17 protein-coding genes are annotated in these 21,215 nt (G+C 47.3%); 11 read left to right on the top strand and 6 right to left on the bottom strand.

Annotated features, from left to right (window positions below):
* Positions 1 to 156: 156 nt before the first annotated feature.
* Positions 157 to 1,989: a glutathione-regulated potassium-efflux system protein KefB gene (gene kefB / locus LPW36_RS09065; protein ID WP_230609363.1), complete on the bottom strand. Its 1,833-nt coding sequence runs from the start codon at positions 1,987 to 1,989 to the stop codon at positions 157 to 159.
* Positions 1,989 to 2,540 (bottom strand): glutathione-regulated potassium-efflux system ancillary protein KefG, encoded by a 552-nt coding sequence (gene kefG, locus LPW36_RS09060; RefSeq protein WP_230609362.1) that lies wholly within the window; start codon positions 2,538 to 2,540, stop codon positions 1,989 to 1,991. The genes kefB and kefG overlap by 1 nt, the downstream gene beginning before the upstream one ends.
* 357 nt (positions 2,541 to 2,897) lie before the next feature.
* Between kefG and LPW36_RS09055 the strand changes: the two genes are divergently transcribed.
* Positions 2,898 to 4,820: an ABC transporter ATP-binding protein gene (locus LPW36_RS09055; RefSeq protein ID WP_230609361.1), complete on the top strand. Its 1,923-nt coding sequence runs from the start codon at positions 2,898 to 2,900 to the stop codon at positions 4,818 to 4,820.
* 57 nt (positions 4,821 to 4,877) lie between these two features.
* Here LPW36_RS09055 and LPW36_RS09050 read toward each other — a convergent pair whose 3' ends face one another.
* The gene (locus LPW36_RS09050) at positions 4,878 to 5,480 is read right to left on the bottom strand and encodes a LysE family translocator (RefSeq protein ID WP_230609360.1); all 603 of its coding nucleotides are present in this window, start codon (positions 5,478 to 5,480) and stop codon (positions 4,878 to 4,880) included.
* Between the two features lie 101 nt (positions 5,481 to 5,581).
* Between LPW36_RS09050 and LPW36_RS09045 the strand changes: the two genes are divergently transcribed.
* The 5 genes from LPW36_RS09045 (at position 5,582) to LPW36_RS09025 (ending at position 10,842) form a co-directional block, all read left to right on the top strand.
* Entirely contained in the window at positions 5,582 to 6,562 is a 981-nt protein-coding gene (locus LPW36_RS09045) for a hydrolase (protein WP_230609359.1), read from the top strand.
* Positions 6,559 to 6,807, top strand: a complete 249-nt coding sequence (locus LPW36_RS09040) for a YheU family protein (RefSeq protein ID WP_230609358.1) — start codon at positions 6,559 to 6,561, stop codon at positions 6,805 to 6,807. The genes LPW36_RS09045 and LPW36_RS09040 overlap by 4 nt, the downstream gene beginning before the upstream one ends.
* An 84-nt stretch (positions 6,808 to 6,891) precedes the next feature.
* Complete coding sequence (locus LPW36_RS09035) at positions 6,892 to 7,761, top strand: phosphoribulokinase (RefSeq protein ID WP_140918857.1); 870 nt, start codon at positions 6,892 to 6,894, stop codon at positions 7,759 to 7,761.
* Positions 7,762 to 8,057: 296 nt separating this feature from the next.
* Positions 8,058 to 8,690 (top strand): cAMP-activated global transcriptional regulator CRP, encoded by a 633-nt coding sequence (gene crp / locus LPW36_RS09030; protein ID WP_027273485.1) that lies wholly within the window; start codon positions 8,058 to 8,060, stop codon positions 8,688 to 8,690.
* A gap of 70 nt (positions 8,691 to 8,760) precedes the next feature.
* Entirely contained in the window at positions 8,761 to 10,842 is a 2,082-nt protein-coding gene (locus tag LPW36_RS09025) for a YccS/YhfK family putative transporter (RefSeq protein WP_230609357.1), read from the top strand.
* Between the two features lie 302 nt (positions 10,843 to 11,144).
* On the opposite strand, the gene argD is transcribed toward LPW36_RS09025, so the two are convergent.
* Positions 11,145 to 12,371, bottom strand: coding sequence for a bifunctional acetylornithine/succinyldiaminopimelate transaminase (gene argD / locus LPW36_RS09020; RefSeq protein WP_230609356.1), 1,227 nt, complete (start codon positions 12,369 to 12,371; stop codon positions 11,145 to 11,147).
* 326 nt (positions 12,372 to 12,697) lie between these two features.
* Between argD and manD the strand changes: the two genes are divergently transcribed.
* The 4 genes from manD to LPW36_RS09000 all read left to right on the top strand — a co-directional run bounded on the left by manD (position 12,698) and on the right by LPW36_RS09000 (position 17,946).
* Positions 12,698 to 13,912, top strand: a complete 1,215-nt coding sequence (gene manD, locus LPW36_RS09015) for a D-mannonate dehydratase ManD (protein WP_230609355.1) — start codon at positions 12,698 to 12,700, stop codon at positions 13,910 to 13,912.
* Between the two features lie 14 nt (positions 13,913 to 13,926).
* The gene (locus LPW36_RS09010; protein ID WP_230609354.1) at positions 13,927 to 14,940 is read left to right on the top strand and encodes a Zn-dependent oxidoreductase; all 1,014 of its coding nucleotides are present in this window, start codon (positions 13,927 to 13,929) and stop codon (positions 14,938 to 14,940) included.
* A 62-nt stretch (positions 14,941 to 15,002) separates the two neighbouring features.
* A complete protein-coding gene (locus LPW36_RS09005; protein ID WP_230609353.1) occupies positions 15,003 to 16,421 on the top strand; it encodes an MFS transporter in 1,419 nt (472 codons plus the stop codon).
* A gap of 43 nt (positions 16,422 to 16,464) precedes the next feature.
* Entirely contained in the window at positions 16,465 to 17,946 is a 1,482-nt protein-coding gene (locus LPW36_RS09000; RefSeq protein WP_230609352.1) for a mannitol dehydrogenase family protein, read from the top strand.
* Between the two features lie 66 nt (positions 17,947 to 18,012).
* Here the strand turns inward: LPW36_RS09000 and LPW36_RS08995 are convergent, their stop codons facing one another.
* Positions 18,013 to 18,159 (bottom strand): ATP-binding protein, encoded by a 147-nt coding sequence (locus LPW36_RS08995; protein ID WP_230609351.1) that lies wholly within the window; start codon positions 18,157 to 18,159, stop codon positions 18,013 to 18,015.
* Between the two features lie 391 nt (positions 18,160 to 18,550).
* On the opposite strand from LPW36_RS08995, the gene LPW36_RS08990 reads away from it, so the two are divergent.
* Positions 18,551 to 19,240 (top strand): GntR family transcriptional regulator, encoded by a 690-nt coding sequence (locus LPW36_RS08990; protein WP_230609372.1) that lies wholly within the window; start codon positions 18,551 to 18,553, stop codon positions 19,238 to 19,240.
* Positions 19,241 to 19,642: 402 nt separating this feature from the next.
* On the opposite strand, the gene LPW36_RS08985 is transcribed toward LPW36_RS08990, so the two are convergent.
* A complete protein-coding gene (locus LPW36_RS08985) occupies positions 19,643 to 21,157 on the bottom strand; it encodes a helicase HerA-like C-terminal domain-containing protein (RefSeq protein WP_230609350.1) in 1,515 nt (504 codons plus the stop codon).
* Positions 21,158 to 21,215: the final 58 nt, after the last annotated feature.

The following is a 21,215-nucleotide window of genomic DNA, read 5'->3' as shown; positions in this document are numbered from 1 at the left end:
CCTACCGTTGATACTTAATTTCCGCTGATTGTAGCTGAAATCAACGGCGCTGTACTCACTGAGATAAAAATTTAGGCAACTTTATATTACTAAGTATGATGAAAGTCGACTATTTGATTAATACCTCAAGGCTTCTTTGCTATAACCTTTCGCGGGCTAATCCCGCTCTTCATGCCGGGCTTCCTGTACTTCATCATCCAGATCCCAGGCATCAGACAATTTACTGTCATGCTGAATTTCTCGCTGGAACAAATTCTCCAGTTCGCGCCGCGCTTCAGCGACCCGGGATACCTGTTGAACTTCACCCTGTCGACCTGGCACCAGCTCACGCAGCATGTTCTCATCCAGACGTTTAAAATACTGCTGGGCACGATAGGCCTGATGAGGGTGCATACCCAAATCAATCAGCGCCTTACGCCCCAAATCAAGGGCGCTGGAGAATGTCTCCCGGGAGAATAACTCAACACCCGCACTCAGCAATTCATGAGCCTCAACCCGCCCTCTGGCACGGGCCAGAATCGACAAATTAGGGAAGTATTGTTGACACAAACGGACTACCGTCATGGTCTCTTCCGGCAAATCGCTGGCAATAATAATGGCTTTAGCTTTTTCAGCACCGGCGGCACGTAGCAATTCAAGTTCAGTCGCATCACCGTAATAAACTTTATAACCATAGCTACGTAAGATACTCACCTGACTGACATCCCGTTCCAGCACCGTCAGGCGGATTTCATTTGCCATCAGTAAACGACCAACCACTTGCCCAAAACGGCCAAACCCAACCACTATCACCTGAGGCTCATCATCTTCGACATCAGATGCCTGCGTGGGTTCATCTGCGGGGTTATAGCGGCGAGCTAATATCTTATCAACCAACTGCATTAATATCGGCGTGGTCATCATAGAAATAGTCACAACTACCAATAGCATAGCTATCTGTTCTGAATCAAAAATATTCTGAGATTTTGCCGCAGCAAACAGCACAAAGGCAAATTCGCCCCCCTGACTGAGCACCGCAGAAAACTGTAATCGCTCTGAACGGTTAATTCGGAAAAAGCGAGCTAACCCGTATAACAGCACACTCTTAACCAGCAACAGAACGCATACGCCAACTAATACTTGCAAAATATGAGAGTAGAAAACCCCTAAATTAAGCACCATACCGACTGAAATGAAAAACAGCCCCAGCAATAAGCCCTTAAACGGTTCAATGGCGACTTCAAGTTCATGCTGATACTCACTTTCTGCCAGTAGTACGCCAGCCAGAAAAGTGCCTAACGCCATGGAAAAACCAATTTGCTGCATAAGTACCGCCGCGCCTAATACCACCAGCAGCGCTGTCGCCGTGAATACCTCCCGAACGCCGGAAGCAGCAACATAGCGAAAAATGGGGCGCAACAGATAACGACAACCTAACACCAGGATCGCCAATCCAACCACTTTACTGAGAACGGTAAACCAGTCTGCACCACTTCCACCGGTTCCCGCTAAAATCGGCACCAGCGCCAGCGCGGGAACAACCGCCATATCCTGGAATAGCAGCACCGCAAAGCCAGACTGACCGCCATCGCCGCGCATTCCCTTCTCTTTCATTAACTGCAATGCCATCGCGGTGGATGACATGGATAATCCAATAGCACCAATAATTGCCGCTGACAAGCCAAAACCGGCCCAATACAGCAGCCCGCAAAGAACGGCGCTGGTAATCAGTACCTGAGCGGTACCCAGCCCAAAAATGGGCTTTCTCATTTTCCACAGTTTGGCCGGATTCAATTCCAGACCAATCACAAACAGCAGCAAAACGACGCCCATTTCAGAAAAATGGAGAATCTCATCAACGTCATTAATCAACCGAAACCCCCAGGGGCCGATAGCAATACCCGCCACCAGATACCCCAGAACGGCACCAATACGCTTTGCCAGAGGCACAGCCAGGACGGCTACAGAAAGAAAAACTAAAACAGCGATAAGTTGGGGTGAAGTATCCATTATTCGCTATCCTCTTCTGCGGACACACTAAGCCATTCAGCATATTTCAGCGCATGTTGCTGTAATTCATCATCCTCCAGACGGCGAGCACGATAAATAATCATGGGATCAACCCACTGCATACCACAAGCCTTAGCCATTATCCGGAACGGCAACAGAATATCGTCAAAGGTATAACCCACGGATCCGCCGGGCTGATAGTTGCTCTCGGTCGCTCCCGCAGTAACCACCAGCCGAAAACGCTTACCAGAAAGCTCATTGGCGCCAATACTGCCCGCGAATTGCAGGTTTAATACCCGGTCAATCCACTCTTTCATCAGCGCAGGGCAGCTATAGGTATGGATGGGAAACTGAAAAACTATAACGTCGTGATCTCTTAATAGTTGATGTTCACGATGGGCATTAATAAAAAAATCGGGATAGTAAGCATACAAATCACGGACTGTGACGTTATCCAAATTGCGGATAACCTTTAATAACGCCTTATTGGCAACCGAGCGCTTGGGCTCCGGATGAGCAAACAAGACAAGGGCTTTTGGCAAGTGCGACATTTTCGCTTCCCCTAAACATCGTCATCAATGACATTTTCCGCTACCATGCATGGCTTATAAATTACTGGTGTGAATCAATGGTGGTTTTATACAACCGTCGCACTCTGTAAGTTTAGCCAGTAAATTGAAATATTGAACAATAATAATATTAATAAAGAGGCGGTTACGAATAACCCGACTCTCGCTTGTCAATATGGCTAAGTGCTTTACTTTTAAATAATAATATTAAAAATAGTGTGGCGGCTGCTGTTGTACTCCTCTCACTGTTTTCTATCAATAGTTTCATGCCGTACTTATTTTCAAAGTCAGCCATTCACTGTTGATGCCCCAGCGACTAATAACTTGATATGTGACCCTATGATTGTTTTTTCTTCATTACAGATTCGACGTGGCGTTAACGTTTTGCTTGATAACGCAACAGCAACCATCAACCCCGGACAAAAAGTGGGGCTGGTAGGTAAAAACGGCTGTGGAAAATCGACGCTGCTATCGCTATTAAAAGGTGAGCTATCGGCAGACGGCGGTAATGCCACTTTCCCTGCCAGTTGGGCTTTATCATGGGTCAATCAGGAAACACCGGCATTAGATATTCCCGCCGTTGAATATGTTATTGATGGCGACCGGGAGTACCGTCGGCTTGAACGTGCTTTAGCTGAAGCCAATGAGAAAAATGATGGTAACGAAATTGCTTCACTGCACGGGCAGTTGGATGCCATACAGGCATGGACCATCTATCCCCGCGCCTCAAGCCTGCTGCACGGTTTAGGCTTTTCTCAGGAGCAGCTACAACAGCCGGTCAGCGCGTTTTCCGGCGGCTGGCGTATGCGGCTGAATCTGGCCCAGGCTCTGCTTTGTCGTTCGGATTTATTGCTGCTTGATGAACCAACCAACCACCTCGATTTAGATGCGGTAATCTGGCTGGAAAAATGGCTGAAAAGCTACGAAGGTACGCTGATCCTGATTTCCCATGACCGGGACTTTCTTGATCCTATTGTGGATAAAATTTTGCATATCGAGCAGCAACAGCTGTTTGAATATACCGGTAACTACTCATCCTTTGAACGCCAGCGTGCCACTAAGCTGTCACAGCAACAGGCGCTGTATCAAAGCCAACAGGAGAAAGTTGCCCACCTACAAAGCTATATCGACCGATTTAAAGCTCAGGCAACCAAAGCCAAACAGGCACAAAGCCGAATTAAAATGTTAGAACGCATGGAGCTGATTGCCCCGGCTCACGTTGATAATCCTTTCAGCTTTAGTTTCCGCCAGCCGGAAAGCCTGCCTAATCCTCTGCTGAGAATGGAAAAAGTCAGCGCAGGCTATGGCGATAAGACCATTTTGCAATCCATTAAGCTAAATCTGGTACCCGGTTCCCGAATCGGTTTGCTTGGGCGTAACGGCGCGGGTAAATCGACACTAATCAAACTGTTAGCCGGGGAACTGGCACCTCAACAGGGAGAGATTGGTTTAGCTAAAGGGATTAAACTGGGTTACTTTGCCCAACATCAATTGGAAACCCTTCGCCCGGACGAATCGCCATTACAGCACCTCAGTCGTCTGGCACCGCAGGAATATGAGCAGCCGTTACGGGACTATCTGGGAGGCTTTGGCTTTCGCGGTGATAAGGTCAGCGAAAATACCGAACGCTTCTCCGGCGGAGAAAAAGCTCGTCTGGTACTGGCATTAATTGTCTGGCTACGCCCGAATCTGTTACTGCTTGATGAACCAACTAACCACCTCGATCTCGATATGCGTCAGGCGCTAACCGAAGCACTCATCGATTTTGACGGTGCACTGGTTGTCGTTTCCCACGATCGCCATTTACTGCGTTCCACTACTGATGAACTCTATTTAGTTCATGATAAAAAAGTAGAGCCGTTCGACGGTGATTTAGAAGATTACCAACAGTGGTTAGCCGAGTTGCAAAAGCAAGAGATGCAGCCGGAAGCGAATGATAAAGAACCAACCGCCAACAGCGCTCAGGCACGTAAAGATCAAAAACGCCGGGAAGCTGATTTTCGCACCCAAACTCAGCCAATTCGTAAAAAGCTCGATAAGCTGGATATTGAGCTCAATAAACTGGCAAAACAACTGAGTGATATTGAACTAGCCCTGTCGGATACCGCTATTTATGAGGCAGAGAAGAAGGCCGAACTCACTAAACTGCTGCAACAACAGGTTAGCGTAAAATCACTTCAGGAAGAGACAGAGATGAACTGGCTGGAATTACAGGAGCAGTTAGAAGAGATGACCGCCAGTTTTAATCAGGGGAATGATTGATACATAATAACAGAGGCGGTGTTTATCGCCGCCTCTACTGCTAATGTTCTGGTTTCACTACAACCAGATAAGCACCACACAGCCCGCCGTCAGAATACCCATGGTGATATTAAAAATTGCCCAGGATTTGCGGCTTTGCAGCAAACGACCAATGGCAGAACCGAAGCCCATCCAGATAAATCCAGCTACCAGATTGACCATAAACATAGCAATACTAATGGCGATTACCGATGCGCTGTACATATCCCCTGCCAGACTGTAACTGGCTATAGAACCAATCCCCATCAGCCAGGCTTTAGGATTCAAAGCCTGTAACAGTAATCCCTGATATAACCGCACCGGCTGCGCCGTTCCTTTTTCGGTCTCCAACTTTTCATAGCGGGAAGTGGCAATTTTCCACGCCAGCCAAATCAAATAGAGACTACCCGCAATTTTCAGCGCCAGGTGCAACGAAGGATAGGCGGTTACCAGTGTACCAACACCCATAGCCACTAACAGCAGTAGTAACTGCATGCCAATCATAATGCCAAACATCAATGGTAAAGAGCGGGTAAAACCAAAATTGGCCGTTGAAGAGGTAAGCAACATATTATTCGGACCCGGTGTAACGGCCGCTATCCATAAAAACATCGACATAGAAAGAAACCAACCTAACTCCATTCTGTATAACCCTTTACCAGTGAGATATGTTTAATCATTCCATTCAAGCTAGCAGTGTGATATTGATCGCACAAGTCCCCAAGAGTGAATTTAATTTTGTTATGGATGCACAATTTCGCCCCATTCCGGGCACTGCGAACCCGCATATACAAACACTGCTACCCAGGATTGTCCGCAGAAAGATTAGCCTGAAGCCGGTGTGGCAGCGTCTGGAGCTTCCGGACGGTGATTTTATTGATGTGGCCTGGAGCGAAGATCCTCATCAGGCCAAACATAAGCCTCGTTTGGTGTTATTTCACGGTTTAGAAGGCAATTTTTACAGCCCTTATGCCCATGGTTTACTGGCGGTTTGCCGTCAAAACGGCTGGCTGGGTGTTGTTATGCATTTTCGCGGCTGTAGCGGTGAACCTAACCGCAGCCCTCGCGCTTATCATTCTGGCGAAACCAGCGATACGCGCTTTTTTCTGAACTGGTTGCAGGATACGCAGGGAGAAGCCCCCACCGCGGCAGTAGGTTACTCGCTGGGTGGCAATATGCTAGGTTGCTATCTGGCCGAAGAAGGTGACAAAGTCCCTCTTAAAGCAGCAGTCATTGTCTCCGCTCCGCTGATGCTCGATCCCTGTTCTCGTCGTCTGGAACAAGGCCTGTCGAGAGTTTATCACCGCTATCTGCTTAGCTTGCTGAAGCAGAGTACCAAACGTAAACTTATCCGCTACCCCGGCATTATGCCGCTGCCCGGTTTATCGCTGAAAAACATTCGTTCTATCCGTGAGTTTGACGATGCCCTTACGGCTCCACTGCATGGATTTAAAGATTCCACCGATTATTATCAAAAGTGCAGCGCTCTACCGGTATTGCATCAGGTACAAATTCCTTTGCTGATTATTCACGCCAAAGACGATCCCTTTATGTCGCCGGATGTGATACCAAAGCAAAACAGCCTGCCGGAGAATATTGAATATCAGTTAACGGAACATGGTGGTCATGTTGGTTTTGTCAGTGGCACATGGAAAAAACCGCAGATGTGGCTGGAACATCGTATCCCTGAATGGTTAACCCGCTATCTGGAGAAAAACAAATGATGATCCCGTGGCAGCAAGTCGCCTCCGAGACATTGGACAGTATTATCGAATCCTTTGTTCTGCGTGAAGGTACCGACTATGGAGAGCATGAGAAATCATTGCAGCAGAAGGTAGACGACGTTAAACGTCAGCTAAAAAGCGGTCAGGTTATATTGGTATGGTCAGAGCTACATGAGACCATCAATATTATGCCCAAAGACAAATTCAGTGATGATATGGAAGAGCAGCCTTATCCTGAGTATTAATTCACCTGAATAAAATTTTGTGACAGCCCTGCACCAATCCGACTATGCTCTGGTAATAACAACGAAAACTAAGGAATCAGGTTAATGTCAGCAAAACATCCCATCATTGCAGTGACCGGTTCCAGTGGCGCCGGTACCACCACAACCAGTCTGGCCTTCAGGAAAATCTTTCAGCAGTTGAATTTAAGCGCCGCTCGCATTGATGGAGATGCTTACCATCGTTATACCCGCCCGGAAATGGATGCAGAAATCCGTAAAGCCAGAGAACAGGGACGTCATATTAGTTACTTTGGCCCCGAAGCTAACGACTTTGCACTGCTGGAAAACAGCTTTATTGAATATGGTAAAACCGGCAACGGACGTACACGTAAGTACTTGCATACTTATGATGAAGCCGTTCCTTATAACCAAACACCCGGTACTTTTACCCCCTGGCAACCGTTGCCTGAGACAACAGACCTGCTGTTTTATGAAGGGCTACACGGTGGCATCGTCACCGCTAAACACAATGTTGCCCAACATGTCGACCTGCTGGTTGGCGTTGTTCCTATCGTTAACCTGGAGTGGATACAAAAGCTAATCCGCGATACGGTGGAACGCGAACACTCCCGGGAAGCCGTGCTGGATTCCGTTGTTCGCTCCATGGATGACTATATCAATTACATCACGCCACAGTTCTCCCGAACCCATATCAACTTTCAACGGGTACCCACCGTTGATACCTCTGACCCATTTTCTGCGAAGAGTATTCCAACGATGGACGAAAGTCTGGTGGTTATTCACTTCAGGGGGCTGACAGGCATCGATTTTCCCTATTTACTGGTCATGTTACAGGGTTCGTTTATCTCCCAAACAAACACCTTAGTCATTCCGGGAGGCAAACTGGGGCTGGCAATGGAGTTGATTATCACACCATTAATACAACAATTATTAGAAGGCAGAATATTAGAATAGCAAAGTGAGGGTAAAACAGGCGAATAACCCGACCCAACGCGGCTTAACCCTCAATTTAGTAAGACAACACGAGACTCTTGGCTCAACCTGTGTTAAAACCATAGTGTGGGTATAATAGATAAATTAGAGTTCGCTCAGGCTGATGCAACACCAGCCCACAAACACCTCTATATTCTTTTTTACATCAGCTATAATAGCGCTCACCTGGCAAGTTATATGCTTCGGGGCGGGTAAGATTTTCGGCAAGCTTCTCGCTTTGCTGTGTTAGGCAGTGACTACAAAGAGGATAACAACAAATGGTTCTCGGCAAACCGCAGACAGACCCTACTCTCGAATGGTTTTTATCTCATTGTCATATTCATAAATATCCATCCAAGAGCACACTTATTCACCAAGGTGAAAAAGCAGAAACTCTTTACTATATTGTAAAGGGTGCCGTAGCCGTTCTGATTAAGGATGAAGAAGGTAAAGAGATGATTCTCTCCTATCTCAATCAGGGGGATTTCATCGGAGAACTTGGCCTGTTTGAAGAAGGTCAGGAACGCAGTGCCTGGGTCAGGGCAAAAACCGCATGTGAAGTTGCTGAAATTTCGTATAAAAAATTTCGCCAGCTTATCCAGGTTAACCCGGATATTTTAATGCGTTTATCCGCTCAGATGGCCAGTCGCTTACAGGTTACCTCTGAGAAAGTAGGAAGCCTTGCCTTCCTTGATGTTACGGGCCGTATCGCACAGACATTACTCAATCTGGCTAAACAGCCGGATGCAATGACCCATCCGGACGGTATGCAAATCAAGATCACCCGTCAGGAAATTGGTCAAATTGTTGGATGTTCCCGTGAAACGGTAGGGCGTATTTTAAAAATGCTGGAAGATCAAAACCTGATCTCCGCTCATGGAAAGACTATCGTTGTCTACGGGACTCGTTAAATAACAAAGTGAAACGGACATGTTTACGGCCTCCTGATGCCATGTCCGTTTCCCTTTCCCTGGGAGGCCTATGTGGCGGCGAGTCGTTTATCATCCGGAAGTCAATTATGCTCTTCGGCAAACTCTGGTTCTTTGTTTGCCGGTATTTCTGTTCTGGCTACTAGGGGATTTACCAACCGGTTTTTTACTTTCTCTTGTTCCTGCCTGCTGCAGCATTGGTGGTCTGGACACACCCCATAAGCACTTTTTCAAACGACTGGCTATCGGTGGCGCACTGTTTGTTACCAGTAGCGTGCTGTTGCAATTTCTTCTGTTGTGGTCTGTCCCGCTGCCGCTCTGCATGCTGATTCTGACGTTGCTATTTGGAGTAACGGCAGAAATCAGTCCGCTTTATGGTCGGTTAATGCCTGCCGCATTAGTCACCGCCATTTTTACACTCAGCATGGCGGGCAATTTACCCGTTTGGCGCGTAGCCATGCTATTTGTCATTGGCACGGTCTGGTATGGTTTGTTTATCCACCTGTGGTTTCGGCTTTGGCAAGAACAACCTATGCGGGAATCGCTTAGTTTGCTTTACCGGCAGTTGGCCTATTATTTTGACGAGAAGTACAGTTTACTCACTCAACATACCGACCCGGAGAAAGCGCTTCCCCCCCTGCTGTTACGCCAGCAAAAAGTGATGGATATCATCACTCAGCTCTATCAGCAAATCTATATGATTCCCAATCTGAAGCACCCTCGTCATCGTCGATTTATTCAGGCGTTTCAGGTAGCCCTTGATTTACAGGAGCATGTTACCGTCAGCTTGCATCTGCCAGATGAGGTACAAAAGCTGGTTGAGCAAAGCCAGGCTGAAGCTGTTATTCGCCATAATGCAAAAATGATAAGTCACCGCTTACAGGTTCTGGCTGATGATATTCTCTACCATCGTCGCCCCCAGCCTTTTAATATGGATAATGAGCTGTCAGCGCTGGAGAAAATCGCCCGGCAACATCCTGATAATCCGGTAGGCACTTTTTGCTATTACCATTTTTGTCGTATTTCCCGCCTGCTTCGCCGCCAAAAGCCGTTATATAACCGCACATTAATGCCGATACAAAGCCACCTTTCTTTTTTACAGGCGATAAAAAATTATTGCTCACTTAAGTCCGCCGCATTCAGGAATGCGGCTCGTCTTGGTATCACATTAGCCGCAGGCGCAGGAATTGGTCTGACGCTCAATTTGCCTAAGCCTTACTGGATACTGATGACCATCATGGTGGTCAGCCAGAACGGCTATAATGCCACCCGAATACGGATCCAGCATCGTTCGCTGGGGACTATGATTGGCATTCTCGCCGGAGCAGCAATCTTACATCTCTATTACTCTCAAAATCTGATGCTTACGATGATGTTGGTACTGACGTTTTGCTCCTATCTGATCGTGCGTAAAAATTACGGTATCGCGGTTATTGGGTTCACAATTACCGCCCTCTATACCTTACAGATTATCGCCAACAGCGGTATGAACTACCTGCTGCCGCGCCTGATCGATACGGTTATTGGCTGTATGCTGGCATTTGCCAGTAGCCTGTGGCTATGGCCTCAATGGCAAAGCGCACTGTTACGTAAGAATGCTCACAATGCACTGGAAACCTATCAACAGCATCTGCGGCAAATATTTAATATGACCAATGATGTAGCTGAACTTGCCTATACCCGAATGGAGGTTAATCAGGCACACAATACGCTGTTTACCGCATTGAATCAGGCCATGCAGGAGCCGGGTTTTAATACGCGATATCTAGCCGATATGCGTTTATGGGTGACCCATAGTCAGTTTTTAGTTGAACACCTGAATGCAATGACAACCATCGCCCGGGACCAGTATGTACTGGTGCCAGCACTGGCGCAGGAATATTTAAACGCCTGTGAGATTTTGATTCAAACCTGCCAGCAACGTCTTGAATATGATGGTCCCAGCGGCGATCCCGGCATTTTGCCCATTATGGAGTCAGAAGATCAGGATGAGCGGGAAGAGACCTCAATGGAAAAGCATATCGAGCGAATAATGGCGCATCTTACGACGATGCACACCATTTCTTCACTGGCATGGCCACAGCGACCACATCATGGGATGTGGTTAAAGCGGAGATTGAGAGAAGAGGGGTAATTACTGTTTCTTCTAAATTAGCTTAGGTGAATATTCCGACCGTAAATACAATATAGTACATATCACCTTTGTACTCGGTCGGAAGACCATCGTACTTAACTTTGGCGTGCTTCGGGCCTAGTCCGCTTAGAGGCAGTTATGAAATACCTTTCGGTATTTCACCCTGCGGGCCAGCGCAAGCGCTGTTCAAACAGGCTTTGCCTGTTTGTCCGGCAGCTAAAGCTGCTACGACCCCAACAGCGGCCTCTCCCTCAGTTTAACTTCGCTTATTCATATCCTTTGTCAATTTAAAAGCAATCAAATTACTTCACTTTCGCCTCAACTAGTTGTTTCACCGCTTGTTCAAAGCGCTCCATCCCCTGTTGCAAGTCTTTCTCGGGGATCACCAGCGAAGGTGCAAAACGGATTACATTAGGGCCGGCATTGAGCAGCATCAGGCCATTTTCTACTGCCGCAGCAAGAAACTCTCGAGCCATCCCCTGATAGCCGGGTTGTAGTTCGGCACCGATTAGCAGACCTAAGCCGCGAACATCAGTGAATACATGATAAAGCTGGTTAATTTCTTCCAGACGGGTGACGATATACTCATAACGTACCTGTACGCCTGACAGCACTTCTGGCGTATTAATCACATCAAACGCCGCTTCTGCTACCGCACAGGCCAGAGGATTTCCGCCATAGGTGGTGCCATGAACACCGGGCTCCATCACTTGCGCCACCTCATTAGTAGTTAGCATGGCACTAATCGGGAAACCGCCGCCCAGCGCTTTAGCCGAGGTTAAAATATCCGGAACAATACCGTATTGCATATAAGTAAACAGAGAACCGGTTCTGCCCATACCGGATTGTACTTCATCAAATACCAATAGCGCTTTGTATTGGTCGCACAGCTCTCTGACCCCGCGCAAGAATTCTGCATCAACCGGGGTGATTCCCCCCTCCCCCTGAACCGGTTCCAGCACAACTGCGCAGGTGTGGTCGTCAATAACAGCTTTAACCGCATCCAGATCGTTAAAAGGAATATGCACAATATCCGCCGGTTTTGGGCCAAAGCCGTCGGAGTATTTTGGTTGTCCGCCAACGGAAACGGTAAACAGCGTGCGGCCATGAAAGGCATTATTAAACGCAATGATTTTGGTCTTATAAGGGCTATGACGAGTAATGGCATAACGACGCGCCAGCTTAAAGGCGGCCTCATTAGCTTCAGCGCCGGAATTGGCAAAAAATACCCGCTCAGCAAAGGTTGAATCAATCAATTTTTGGGCCAATCGTAAGGCAGGTTCGTTGGTGAACAGATTACTGGTATGCCAAATCATCTCCCCTTGGGTATTCAATGCTTTAACCAAAGCGGGATGGCAATGTCCCAGCGCGGTAACGGCAATACCGCTGGAAAAGTCGATATACTCATTCCCCTGCCGATCCCAAACCCGACTACCCTTACCTTTTACCGGTACAAAGGTTGCTGGCGCGTACACGGGTAACATAACGTGATCAAAAGTATTGCGATTAACTGATGTATTACTGTCCATAAAACTGCCCTATTGATTTCACCGCGAATTACTCCACACTACCAAAACTGAATATAAAATCAATTTGTATAAATAAGAATACACATAAAAATCCTGCACACCTCAATAATTAAATACTTATTAAAAAACACCGCATAAATAAAAATTCATAATTATTCAATAATTACTCATGACACTCTGTGAATCTTACGGTGATTCTGGTCACAGTTTTAAATTTTCCTTTTATAAACATTCTAGACATACTTGTATGGTAGTTAATCCAAAAGTATCTTGTGTTCACTTTCTATACCAAATTAGTTCTATTTTTCCGTCAGGATGGATGCATTATGAAAATCGTAAAGGCTGAAGTTTTTGTTACCTGCCCCGGTCGTAACTTCGTTACCGTCAAGATCACTACCGATGAAGGTATTTATGGTGTTGGTGACGCCACCCTCAATGGACGAGAGCTCTCCGTTGCCTCCTACCTTAAGGATCATCTTTGCCCACAGTTGATTGGTCGTGATGCCCATCAAATCGAAGATATCTGGCAATTTTTCTATAAAGGCGCTTACTGGCGCCGCGGCCCGGTCACCATGTCCGCTATTTCAGCCATTGATATGGCCCTGTGGGATATCAAAGGTAAAGCAGCAAATATGCCGGTTTATCAGCTGCTCGGTGGCGCATCCCGCACCGGAGTTATGGTGTATTGTCATACCACTGGCCGCACTATTGATGAAGTGCTGGAAGACTACGCTAAACATAAAGAGATGGGCTTTAAAGCTATTCGCGTTCAGTGCGGCGTGCCGGGAATGAAAACGACCTATGGCTTAAGCAAAGGTAAAAATCTGGCTTATGAACCAGCCACCAAAGGCCACTACCCGGAAGAACAACTGTGGTCCACTGAGAAATATCTGGATTTCACACCAAAACTGTTTGACGCGATGCGCAATAAGTTTGGTTTTGATGAGCACCTGCTACATGACATGCACCATCGTCTGACACCAATTGAAGCCGCTCGTTTTGGTAAAAGCATTGAAGACTACCGTATGTTCTGGATGGAAGATCCAACGCCAGCGGAAAATCAGGAATGCTTCCGCCTGATCCGCCAGCATACCGTTACCCCGATTGCCGTGGGTGAAGTCTTCAACAGCATTTGGGACTGCAAGCAGCTGATTGAAGAGCAGCTAATCGACTATATCCGTACCACGATCACCCATGCCGGTGGCATTACCCATATGCGCCGCATTGCTGACTTTGCCGCCGTGTATCAGGTTCGCACCGGTTCTCATGGTCCATCCGATCTTTCACCAATTTGCCACGCGGCAGCGCTGCATTTTGACCTGTGGGTACCAAACTTTGGCGTGCAGGAATATATGGGTTATTCCGAGCAGATGCTGGAGGTCTTCCCGCACAACTGGACCTTTGATGATGGCTACATGCACCCAAGCGACAAGCCAGGTCTGGGCATCGATTTTGATGAAAAACTGGCTGCCAAATACCCCTATGAAGCCGCCTGCTTGCCTGTTGCTCGTTTAACTGACGGTACGCTGTGGAACTGGTGATTAAGGAAAACAATATGAAAAGCGTAGTCATTCAACAACCCGAAGTTTTAGTAATAGAGGATCGCCCGGTACCGCAACCACAGGCTGGTGAAGTACGTTTGCGGGTAGAAAGCGCCGGTATCTGTGGTTCAGATGTACATATCTACCGTGGTCATAACCCTTTTGCGAAATATCCGCGCGTCATTGGCCATGAGTTCTTTGGTCGTATTGATGCGGTTGGCGAAGGTGTTGATACATCCCACGTTGGTCAACGTGTAGTTGGCGATCCGGTGGTCAGTTGTGGTCACTGCTACCCTTGCTCTGTAGGCCGTCCGAATGTTTGTACCGCTTTACAAGTGATCGGTGTACATCGGGATGGTGGATTTAGTGAATACATCACCCTACCGGCAAAGAATGCCCATATCATTCCTGACAGCATCCCGGATCGGGAAGCGACGATGATTGAGCCTTTCACCATCGCCGCCAATATCTGTAGTCAGATGCACCCCGGCCCACTGGATATTGCTCTGGTATATGGCGCAGGCCCGATGGGTTTGACCTCTATCCAGGCACTGCGTGGTGTGTACGGCGTTAAACAGATTATTGTTGCGGACCGTATTGATGAACGTTTAGCCATGGCTAAAGAGAATGGTGCCGACCTCGTCATCAACAATACCGATATTGATCTCACCGCAGAGCTGGCAGAGCTGGGTATCCGCCCAACTTTGATTATTGATGCTGCATGCCACCCGTCAATTTTGCCGGAAGCGATTGGTTTAGCATCGCCAGCGGCCCGCATCGGCATTATGGGTTTCTCTTCCGATCCTTGTGTCATTAATCAGCAGGGCATCACCAGCAAAGAACTGACTATTTATAGCTCACGCCTCAATAGTAATCGTTTCCCAATGGTTATTGACTGGATGAACAGCAAAAAAATCCATCCGGAAAAACTGATTACCCATCAGTTTGATTACACACAAGTCGTTGAAGCAATGGAGATATTTGAAAAAGATCCGAAGTTCTGTTGCAAAGTTTTATTAAAGTTTTAACAGAAAACCTCTGTACCCATACCTTTTCTGTATATATAACAACAACCGTAGAGAGCAGAAATATGACTAAAAGCACGGAATCAACAAATAATAAACCGGAAAGAAGTACTTCTGATCTGGTTAAGGCCGCGGTCTCCGGCTGGCTGGGAACCGCTCTCGAATTTATGGATTTTCAACTGTACTCATTGGGCGCAGCGCTGGTTTTCCATGAGATTTTTTTCCCTGAACAATCGGCAGCAATGGCGCTGATTCTGGCAATGGGAACCTACGGTGCCGGATATATCGCACGTATCGTTGGTGCCTTTATCTTTGGCAGAATGGGCGACACCATTGGCAGAAAGAAAGTTCTGTTTATCACCATCACCATGATGGGTATCTGTACCACACTGATTGGCGTATTACCAACCTACGCTCAAATCGGTATCTTTGCACCACTACTACTGATTACCTTACGTATCATTCAGGGGCTGGGCGCGGGTGCTGAAATCTCCGGTGCGGGCACCATGCTGGCAGAATATGCGCCTAAAGGTAAACGCGGCATTATCTCTTCACTGGTTGCGATGGGAACCAACTGTGGAACATTGAGCGCCACGGCGATTTGGGCGGTAATGTTTGTTCTACTGGACAGAGAACAGCTGCTTGACTGGGGATGGCGTATTCCGTTCCTGTCCAGTGTGGTAGTAATGATCTTCGCCGTTTGGTTACGAATGAACCTGAAAGAGAGTCCGGTGTTTGAACAAGCCAGCGAAACCGCAGCAGCAAAAACAGTAACTGCGAAAAAAGTCGCCGCGGAAGAGAGCTCGATTCTTTCTATGTTCACCAGTAAATCATTCTGGCTGGCAACCGGACTGCGTTTTGGACAGGCGGGTAACTCAGGTCTGATTCAAACCTTCCTGGCCGGTTATTTAGTACAAACCCTGCTATTTGAAAAGCGCATTCCAACCGATGCGTTAATGATCAGTTCAATCTTTGGCTTCCTGACTATTCCACTGTTGGGCTGGTTGTCTGACAAAATTGGTCGTCGTCTGCCTTATATCGTTCTGAGTATCAGCGCCATCATCTTAGCCTATCCAATGCTATCAATGATTATTGATAAGGCCGGTGAGGTTAACGTGATTATGGCCTGCATCATCATTATCCATAACATTGCGGTATTAGGTCTGTTTGCCCTTGAAAACATCACCATGGCCGAAATGTTTGGCTCACGTAATCGCTTTACCCGGATGGCCATTTCTAAAGAGACCGGTGGTCTGGTTGCGGTAGGTTTTGGTCCGGTACTGGCAGGTATCTTCTGTAATATGACCGATTCCTGGTGGCCAATCGTGGCGATGATTATCGTCTATTCATCTATCGGTTTAATTTCGGCTATTTGCATGCCTGAAGTGAAAGATCGTGACCTGAGCGATCCAAGAGATGCGGCGGAAGTTCCTGTTCATGAAACATTAAGCGTTGATGTTCGTCGTAGCGCAACTGAAGTTTAATTGCAGTAGCGCTTATTTATAACTTAACGGGTTAACCGACGATATGAATTTATCAAACAAAGTATTAAGTCATCTGCCGAATAATATCATCGTGCCTGACTACGACAGAAGCAGCCTCCGGACTCGGATTGTGCATTTAGGTTTCGGCGCATTTCACCGCGCTCATCAGGCAGTTTACGCCGACATTCTGGCATCAGAATACGGCAGCAACTGGGGATATTGTGAAGTTAACCTGATTGGCGGTGAGCAGCAGATTAGCGATCTGAACTCACAGGATCTGTTGTACTCTGTGGCGGAAATGGCTTCGGAAAGCTGGTCTGGTCGTGTCGTGGGTGTGGTTCGCCGCGCTATTCATGGTGAAGTTGATGGTATCAATGGCGTGCTGGAAGCGATGGCACAACCGGAAATCGCCATCGTTTCTATTACTATTACTGAAAAAGGCTATTGCTATCAGCCTGCTACCGGCATGCTAATCGAAGGTCATCCACTGATTCAGCATGATATTGCTAACCCGTTAACGCCAAAATCAGCACCCGGTACAATTGTTCAGGCCTTACGACTGCGCCGCGATCGCAACCTCCCCGCTTTTAGCGTGATGTCATGCGATAACATGCCGGAAAATGGTCATGTGACCCGCAATGTCGTTCTGGCGTTAGCCCGTATTCAGGATGCACAACTGGCAGACTGGATTGAAGCTAATGTCAGCTTCCCGTCCACTATGGTAGACCGCATTGTGCCAGCCGTTACCCCGGAAACGCTGGATAAAATCACACAGCAACTGGGTGGAATTAACGACCCGGCAGGCGTAGCCTGTGAACCATTCCACCAGTGGGTGATTGAAGATAACTTTGTTAACGGTCGTCCTGAATGGGAAAAAGCCGGGGCAGAGCTGGTACAAGATGTGCTGCCATTTGAAGAGATGAAACTGCGTATGTTAAACGGCAGTCATTCATTTCTGGCCTACCTTGGTTATCTGGCAGGTTATCAGCATATTAACGACTGTATGCAGGACGGCAACTATGCCACTGCCGCTCGCCATCTGATGTTAAGCGAACAGGCTCCAACGTTGCGTACTCAGGGAGTTGATCTGGAGGCCTATGCCAACTCGCTGCTTAACCGCTATCGCAATACCGCTCTAAAACACCGCACCTGGCAAATTGCCATGGATGGAACGCAGAAGCTACCACAGCGTATGCTGGATTCAGTGCGCTACCATCTTGCCCATAACAGCCGCTTTGACTGTCTGGCGCTGGGTATTGCAGCCTGGATGCGTTACGTTGGGGGTATTGATGAGCAAGGGCAACCGATTGAAGTCAGCGATCCACTGCAGGAACAGTTAAAAGCGCTGGTTGCTACCAGTGAAGAAGGTACCAAACGCGTAAAAGCATTACTGTCGCTGGAAGTGGTGTTTGGTAAAGAACTACCGCAAAATGCCCGCTTTGTGGCGGCCGTGACAGAAGCTTATCTACAGTTGTTGCAGTTCGGTGCAAAACAGAGCGTAGCGCTGCTGGTTAAGCAATTCTGATAAACCCTCCGGTTTATTGGTCCGTAAACAGCCACCCACCCGGGTGGCTGTTTTTATCGGCTTGCGTTAAACCGACGGAAAACTCATCACAAATCGACTGCCGTGGCCCACTTCACTTTCCACCCAAATGGTGTCGTTATGCAGCGCTACAATAGATTTCACCGGCGCCAGCCCTAAACCAGTACTCTCATTAGAACTTCTTGCACTATCCACCCGATAAACATGTACCTGAATGACAAACCGCTAATGCTCAGATTACATTTTTGTCATTTTTTCCCATGCAAACACAGATATGACACGTCAATGAATTGCTGAATTACACGCCAAAGATCAATTTAAATGTGAATTAATCATGATAGGTTAATTTATGTGCGGGATAATTTGTGGGCGAAAAACCTGTTTAATGGTTAAAACCAACCCGTTTTCTGCTAAATACCTTTGTTCTGATTTGCTGGCTAATTTACTCCAGTGAAAATATTCATTCACGACTTAATTAAATTTGTTAAAAAATGACGATTTTCCATAAGAATTTTGGCGAATTATCTACAAAGCCTCGCTATAATGCGGAAAGTTGATAACTACAGTAAGAGCTCTATTGACATCAATGACCATTGCTTACCCATTCGCTACCAGTGAACCCGTCAATCAGCAAATCTACCGCCTGTTAAGGCAAGAGATCGTTGATTGCACGATTCGTCCGGGTACTTTACTGTCAGAAAAAGAGATCTCAACTCGCTTCAATGTTTCCCGACAGCCTGTCAGAGAAGCTTTTATCAAGCTGTCAGAAACCGGGTTAGTCCAGATTCTGCCACAGCGCGGCACCTTCGTAATGAAGATCTCCGCCAAGCGCGTATCCGATGGGCGTTTTATCCGCGAAGCCGTCGAAATAGCGATTATTCGCCGGGCTGCGTTAGCGGTCACGCCGGAGCATTTGATGCAGCTTAAACACAATCTCCATCGTCAGGAGCTTGCCGCCAGCAATAAGCGTATTAAAGAGTTTTTAGAGCTGGATGATGAGTTCCATCGCACTTTTACCCAAATTGTCGATTGCCCAATGGCATGGGAAACCGTCGAAACCATTAAGGCCACTATGGACCGGGTGCGATTTATGAGCCTTGCGGATGTTTCTCCACCGGAAAGTCTGATTGAACAACACTACAAAATCTATGACGGACTGGAAAAACGCGACCCCGATGCGGCAGAAACCGCCATGAAGCAGCACCTTGGTGAGATGATCTCCACGGTGACCACCATTTCCCAACGCAATACCGACTGGTTTGAAGCTGACGAATAGCGATTCGCTTTAGCTGACAGGTGTAATCAACAACAAAAATAGCGGCATTAAACCGCTATTTTTGATATTGAACGTTAGATATTTGTGTTTAAAAACAGCCAAACGGAGGGAGAGGGTGCCGTGGGGGTCGACTTGGCGCAAGCGCTGGCCCGAAGGGTGAAACACCGCAAGGTGTTTCATAACTGCCCGTAGGCAGCCTGGGCCCGGCGCACGCAAATGTGGAGTACAAATGCCCTTCCGGCCGAGCACAAAGGCTATATGGGCACTTTGTTATTACGGCCGGAGATAATATCTTAAATATCCTCTGAAGCTCTCTCTGTTTCAGTGTGATGATAGCTTGTCATCACATTGTTTAAGATACAAATATCCACTGACCCTAATTCATTCTGCTCACAACTTCAGTTATCTACGTTTACCACCCAAAATGCTACCTAAAATACCCCGCACTATCTGGTTACCCAACTGGCGAGTCATTGATTTAGCCGCAGTCTGTACTAAGCCATCTTTCTTACCGCCACGTGGGCCTGTGGTGCCAAACAGAATATCATTGAGGCTGCCCAGTAAGCCGCCATCCTCATCTTCTTTCTGTTGGTTTTCTGCCTGTTTCGCAGGGACATCTTTCGCAGTCGGTGTTGCCACACCAGCACCCGCAGTTAGTTTTTCATAGGCAGACTCGCGGTCGATCACCTCTTCATAACGACCATACAGCGGAGAACGGTTAATCAAACCATTACGTTCATCATCACTCAGTGCGCCCATACGTGAACAAGGTGCAATGACAAAACCACGCTCAACGATATTTGGGCGCCCTTTCTCATCCAAAAATGAAATCAGTGCTTCACCAACGCCCAACTCGGTAATGGCTTGTTCTGCATTAAATGCCGGATTTGCCCGCATGGTTTCTGCCGCTGCTCTGACCGCTTTTTGATCCCGAGGGGTAAAAGCACGCAGTGCATGTTGTACCCGGTTACCTAATTGTCCCAATACGCTGTCCGGAATATCCAGTGGGTTTTGAGTCACAAAATAGATACCGACGCCTTTAGAACGAATCAGACGGACCACTTGCTCAATTTTTTCCAGCAGTGCGGTTGGAGCATCATTAAACAGCAAATGAGCTTCATCAAAGAAGAACACCATCTTCGGTTTGTCCATATCGCCCACTTCAGGCAAATGTTCAAACAACTCAGACAACAACCACAGCAGGAAGATGGCATATAGTTTTGGTTGGTTATACAGCTTATCCGCCGCCAGAATATTGACGATGCCCTGACCTGAAGCATTGGTTTTAATCAGGTCAAAAATATCTAACATTGGCTCGCCAAAGAAGCTCTCCTCTCCCTGCTGTTCCAGCGTTAGCAAACCACGCTGAATTGCACCAATGGAAGCGCTGGAAATATTGCCGTACTGAGTCTGAAACTGCTTGGCATTATCGCCAACAAACTGCACCATTGAGCGCAGATCTTTCATATCCAACAGTAACAAACCATTGTCATCGGCAATTTTAAACACTAATTGCAGCACACCGGACTGAACATCATTCAGATTCAGTAAACGGGAAAGTAAAACCGGCCCCATATCAGAAACCGTTGCGCGCACCGGATGGCCTTTCTCACCAAAAACATCCCAGAATACGGTAGGACAAGCTGCCGGATCCCAGTCGGTTACTTTCAACGCCTCAAGACGAGACTGAAGTTTTGGGTTCATTACTCCTTCGGCAGCAATACCCGACAGGTCGCCTTTTACATCAGCCATAAATACCGGCACACCAATTCGCGAAAAATTCTCTGCCATTTTCTGCAGCGAGACGGTTTTTCCTGTTCCGGTTGCCCCGGTAATCAATCCATGACGGTTAGCCAGCGCAGGCAAAATCGCCAGCTCTAACTCATTGCTTTTGGCAATAACAAGAGGTTCTAACATCAGAGTTCATCCTATATATAACGACTCCACTGAGTCGAAAGTGCACCTGTCAGAGGTT

This window comes from Limnobaculum eriocheiris (genome assembly GCF_021010575.1).
GTDB classification, from domain to species: Bacteria; Pseudomonadota; Gammaproteobacteria; order Enterobacterales; family Enterobacteriaceae; genus Limnobaculum; species Limnobaculum eriocheiris.
This window is presented reverse-complemented; position numbering and strand designations above follow the sequence as displayed.

Excerpts from the sequence above, each read along its gene's own strand:
- kefB (WP_230609363.1), bottom strand. The coding sequence starts at position 1,989 with ATGGATACTTCACCCCAACTTATCGCTGTTTTAGTTTTTCTTTCTGTA.
- kefG (WP_230609362.1), bottom strand. The coding sequence starts at position 2,540 with ATGTCGCACTTGCCAAAAGCCCTTGTCTTGTTTGCTCATCCGGAGCCC.
- LPW36_RS09055 (WP_230609361.1), top strand. The coding sequence starts at position 2,898 with ATGATTGTTTTTTCTTCATTACAGATTCGACGTGGCGTTAACGTTTTG.
- LPW36_RS09050 (WP_230609360.1), bottom strand. The coding sequence starts at position 5,480 with ATGGAGTTAGGTTGGTTTCTTTCTATGTCGATGTTTTTATGGATAGCG.
- LPW36_RS09045 (WP_230609359.1), top strand. The coding sequence starts at position 5,582 with ATGGATGCACAATTTCGCCCCATTCCGGGCACTGCGAACCCGCATATA.
- LPW36_RS09040 (WP_230609358.1), top strand. The coding sequence starts at position 6,559 with ATGATGATCCCGTGGCAGCAAGTCGCCTCCGAGACATTGGACAGTATT.
- LPW36_RS09035 (WP_140918857.1), top strand. The coding sequence starts at position 6,892 with ATGTCAGCAAAACATCCCATCATTGCAGTGACCGGTTCCAGTGGCGCC.
- crp (WP_027273485.1), top strand. The coding sequence starts at position 8,058 with ATGGTTCTCGGCAAACCGCAGACAGACCCTACTCTCGAATGGTTTTTA.
- LPW36_RS09025 (WP_230609357.1), top strand. The coding sequence starts at position 8,761 with ATGTGGCGGCGAGTCGTTTATCATCCGGAAGTCAATTATGCTCTTCGG.
- argD (WP_230609356.1), bottom strand. The coding sequence starts at position 12,371 with ATGGACAGTAATACATCAGTTAATCGCAATACTTTTGATCACGTTATG.
- manD (WP_230609355.1), top strand. The coding sequence starts at position 12,698 with ATGAAAATCGTAAAGGCTGAAGTTTTTGTTACCTGCCCCGGTCGTAAC.
- LPW36_RS09010 (WP_230609354.1), top strand. The coding sequence starts at position 13,927 with ATGAAAAGCGTAGTCATTCAACAACCCGAAGTTTTAGTAATAGAGGAT.
- LPW36_RS09005 (WP_230609353.1), top strand. The coding sequence starts at position 15,003 with ATGACTAAAAGCACGGAATCAACAAATAATAAACCGGAAAGAAGTACT.
- LPW36_RS09000 (WP_230609352.1), top strand. The coding sequence starts at position 16,465 with ATGAATTTATCAAACAAAGTATTAAGTCATCTGCCGAATAATATCATC.
- LPW36_RS08990 (WP_230609372.1), top strand. The coding sequence starts at position 18,551 with ATGACCATTGCTTACCCATTCGCTACCAGTGAACCCGTCAATCAGCAA.
- LPW36_RS08985 (WP_230609350.1), bottom strand. The coding sequence starts at position 21,157 with ATGTTAGAACCTCTTGTTATTGCCAAAAGCAATGAGTTAGAGCTGGCG.